Below are 4,008 nucleotides of genomic sequence, written 5' to 3' on the forward strand. Positions count from 1 at the left end.
ACTTCACTATGCAGAACGTTTGCGCATTCATACCCTGACTCGACCTTTCGTCCTTGACCACCTCGTCCACGATGATCCGGCAGCCGATTTGGTTGCTGTCGCCCTGCGCGACGATGTTGACGCTCACCGAGGGCAGCGTCGAGGTAACCGAGAGCGTCCAGGGCAAAGGCACGTTGCTAGCTTTCTGGGGCTGGGCATTGATGTCCAAGTAGTTGATGTTGGCCACCGTCCCCGGGGGACCATAAACCTGGTAAACCACGCGCTTGGGATTGAACGGCTTGATCTCATCGGCGATGCCGCTGGTCATCGGGCGATTGTCGTGGACGCCGAAAAAGGTGCGAAGCCGCAGTACGCAGAAGCCCGCTACCGCCACCACCGCCACGATGACCAGGACGATCCACATTTTCTTCATCGCAGCGCCAACGTGAATCCTCCCCAGCCAACCATCTCCCGCTAGTTGGGCGCCCCACCGCCCGTTCGACTGGCTCGATCGCAACTTAGCGTTTGGCGCAAAGCCATTGCCGGCGGAAGGCTGCGCGGTCTCGCCTGGTTCCCGGCCATCGACAAGGTTGGCATCGTTTTCACCGGTTGCAGTTCGCCAAGCCACTGCGTCCTGGTCTCCTTTTCTGTTCATGAGGTTTCAGAGATGAGGCCGATGCACCTGGCGGTCAGCAGGCGGGTCAAGGCGGACGCGAAGCCCAGATTCCACTCGGGCGGAACGACTTGCGCGCCCTTTGCGTAGACATCGGTGAGCCGCTCTGGCGGGTTGGCGTCTGCCAGAGGGTGGCCACCAGCGAGTAGGCGGCCAACAGCATATCCAGTGATCCCGAACGGCCGAGCGCAGGCAACGAGCTCTCAATTGCGTCGGCGGGGATAGCGTCGCGGCGGTCCTGATCCGCTTGACCTCGACAACCCGTTCGTCGTCCACCTCGTGCTGCGACCGGCGTCTTGGTCCGCGCCGCACTTGAAGCCCTGCGCTACTGGCTGCTCTATGTTCCACGACCTGCGCGATGGGCGGATTATGCGCTGTTCTTTTCCGGCGCGGTGGTGAGATGACGGATAAACATCGCCACCTCCTCAACCGCGCGAAGCGCATCTGGGTTGACGTCGAAACCGAGCTGGAACATGTGCATCGCCTTGTGCCACTGCTGCACCCACACTGGTACGCCGTGAGCCCGCAGCCGGTCGGCCAGCGTGAGGGTGTCATTGAGCAGCATCTCGTGGGTGCCAACCTGGAGCAAAAATGGGCCAAGGCCATGCAGATCGGCCTCCGACGGCATCACTGGCGCCGCCCGGGTGCCGTTGACAGTACCGAAGACGTCATAGAGGAACTTCACCGTCATGAACGGAAACATCACGTCGCGATGGTCTTTGAGGGCCCGGTACTTCAGCCCCATATCCGACGACGTCAGCGGTGACATCAGCGCCTGACCCGCAGGCACCGGCAGCCCGCTGTCGCGGGCGGCCAGTGCGGTACCGGCAGCCACCATGCCACCGGCCGAATCTCCTGCTAGCACAATGCGATCCGCTGAAAAGCCGAGCGACATAACGTAGCGGTAGGCGTCGAGCCCGTCGGACACGGCATCCTCAAGGCGGGCCTGCGGGGCCAGCCGGTAACCGACATTGAATACCCGCGCGCCGGTCTCTTGGGAGAGCTTACCGACAAACCGCCGATGCGAATTGAGACCCAAAGTCACCAGCGCCGAGCCGTGGAAGTAGACGATAACCCGGTCGGACTGGCGGGCCGTCGGGAATACCACCCACTCGGCCGGACACTGTGGCAATGCGACGGGGGTCACTTGAGTTCCCGCCGGTGGCGGCACCACGCGCAGCGGTTTGTCGATGACGTCAAGGCGTGCACGCTGCAACAGGTGAGGACTGAAACGGTTGATGACTATGCCGATGACGGTCAAGGTAGCGAGCACTGGGCGCGCGAAGATAGCCGTCAATAACGCCAGCAGGCGCGACTGCCAGCAGATGGAGCCGAAGTGGGCGCTCGCGGGCCGATCCCGCCAATCAGACGAATTCACAGAGCCAACGGTATCAGGTACCGCATGTATTAGATACTATCTGTATGGGGTCCGCTGTAACGCGCGAAGGAGTGAGGACGGTAGCGGTCTGCACGTTCGACAGACCCCTCGCGATCGGACGGGAGGGGCCCAGATCGCCGACTTCACAATGCTAGCCTCGAGGTTTCATGTCGTTGGGGGTTGTGACGGCGTGTAATGCACGGAAGCGCCTGTCCTGCAGGGAATTCTTGGGATTGCTGAAGTCTCAAGATCCTCAAGCAGGAAGGCAACTCCGTAGGTGAAGCGTAACGCAGTTGGTGGGCTGGTCGTCGATGATGTCCGCGAGTCGTTGGTGACGTCATCGGGCGCGGCGATGATGAACGAGACGATCCGGGTTGCGGGCCTGGGGCTTGTCCTATCGAGGGCGCTGGGGCCGTGGCGGCTGGCGCGGGCCCGCCATGATCCGGGCAAGGTGCTGCTTGACGTGGCGATCGCGGTCGCGCTCGGTGGTGACTGTTTGGCCGATGTGGCCGCAGTCCGTGCGCAGCGCGACTTGTTCGGAGTCGTGGCCTCCGACCCGACTGTGTCTCGGTTGTTTGCGGCGTTGGCCGTCGATGACGCCACCACCGATGCTGCGGTCATGGCGCTGCGCTCGGCACACGCTGCAGCCCGTGACCGGGTCTGGTCACGGCGTCGGCCGCTGGCGGGAACACCGGGAACACGAGAGGGTGGGCAGGTCATCGTCGATATCGATGCCACCCTGGTGGCGGCGCATTCGGATAAGGAGGGCGCTGAGGCGACCCACAAGATGTCTTATGGGTTCGCCCCGATGTGCGCTTTTGTCGACCATGGCGAGCACGGCACCGGAGAAACTCTGGCGCTGGACCTACGCCCGGAAAGGCCTCGCCGTTCAATAGTTCTGATCACATCACAGTGCTGGGCGCCGCGCTGGAACAACTGCCCGCCGCCGAGCGGGGCCAGGTGCTGGTGCGCGCCGATGCCGGCGGGGCGTCTAAAGCATTCCTGCATCACCTCACCGACGCCGGATTGCACTATTCCATCGGGTTTCCCGCTCACGGCCCTGTCCAGGCCGCGATCGAGACGATTCCCGAGCAGGCTTGGGTGGCTGCGCTCGACAGTGACGGCGCACCTCGTGAGGGTGCGCAGGTCGCCGAGCTCACCAACTGGATGCCGACCCCGGTCAAACCCACCCGTTCGCCGGCCAAGTACGGCCCCCAGGAATGGCCACGCGGGATGCGAGTCATCGCCCGCCGTGAACGTCCTCACCCCGGTGCCCAGCTACGGCTGACCGACCATAACGGCTGGCGAATCACCTGCTTTGCGACCAACACTCGCGGAACCGGCTGGACGCTGCCGACCCTGGAAGTGCGTCACCGCCAACGCGCCCGCGCCGAAGACCGTATCCGCTGTCTGAAGGACACCGGCCTGCGTAACCTGCCTTTCCACAGCTACCGGGCCAACCGGATCTGGCTCGAAGTCGTCGCCCTGGCTGGCGACCTGATCGCCTGGACTCAAACCCTGGCCTTCGAGCGTCATCAACCCGCCCGCAGCCAAGATCGATCTCGTGACACGGACGGGTGTGATTTGTGATGAGTTTTGGGCGGTGGTCGAGCCGTTGATGCCGTCGCATGACGGTAAGCGAGGCAACAGGTTTCGTGATCACCGGCTGATCCTGGAAGCGATCGCCTGGCATTTTCGCACAGGATGCCCGTGGCGGGACCTGCCCGCCGAATTCGGGCCGTGGCAAACAGTGTGGAAACGCCATCACCGGTGGTCGCTGGACGGCACGTACGACGAGATGTTCGCCCGGGTCGCGGCCTCGTTCGGGTTCGACGCCGACGTGCACGCCGACATCGAAAAGCTGTTATCAGTCGATTCGACCAACGTGCGTGCCCATCAACGGCTCTTCGTAATTCAGAGTGCATTGACAAGTTGGTGGAGTGCTCCGCTGTGTAGTAGTGAGCGCCAACGGTAGAGT

2 protein-coding genes and 3 pseudogenes are annotated in these 4,008 nt (G+C 63.1%); 2 read left to right on the forward strand and 3 right to left on the reverse strand.

Annotation, left to right across the window (positions count from 1 at the left end; all coding sequences use genetic code 11):
- The 3 genes and pseudogenes from AWC17_RS30490 to AWC17_RS30500 all read right to left on the reverse strand — a co-directional run.
- Positions 1-412: MmpS family transport accessory protein (locus AWC17_RS30490; RefSeq protein WP_085081474.1), on the reverse strand; the 412-nt coding region annotated here is incomplete at its 3' end.
- A 218-nt stretch (positions 413-630) separates the two neighbouring features.
- A pseudogene (locus AWC17_RS33755) lies at positions 631-937 on the reverse strand (TetR/AcrR family transcriptional regulator); the annotation flags it as partial.
- A gap of 82 nt (positions 938-1,019) precedes the next feature.
- Positions 1,020-2,030 (reverse strand): alpha/beta hydrolase, encoded by a 1,011-nt coding sequence (locus AWC17_RS30500; RefSeq protein ID WP_033721600.1) that lies wholly within the window; start codon positions 2,028-2,030, stop codon positions 1,020-1,022.
- A 277-nt stretch (positions 2,031-2,307) separates the two neighbouring features.
- Here AWC17_RS30500 and AWC17_RS30505 point away from each other — a divergent pair.
- Together AWC17_RS30505 and AWC17_RS30510 are read left to right on the forward strand one after the other, a co-directional pair.
- Positions 2,308-3,596: pseudogene (locus tag AWC17_RS30505) on the forward strand (IS1380 family transposase); the annotation flags it as partial.
- Positions 3,595-3,930, forward strand: a pseudogene (locus AWC17_RS30510) (IS5 family transposase); the annotation flags it as partial. The pseudogenes AWC17_RS30505 and AWC17_RS30510, both read left to right, overlap by 2 nt.
- Positions 3,931-4,008: the final 78 nt, after the last annotated feature.

Origin of the sequence: Mycobacterium nebraskense, from assembly GCF_002102255.1 — a bacterium.
In the GTDB taxonomy this organism is placed as follows: Bacteria; Actinomycetota; Actinomycetes; order Mycobacteriales; family Mycobacteriaceae; genus Mycobacterium; species Mycobacterium nebraskense.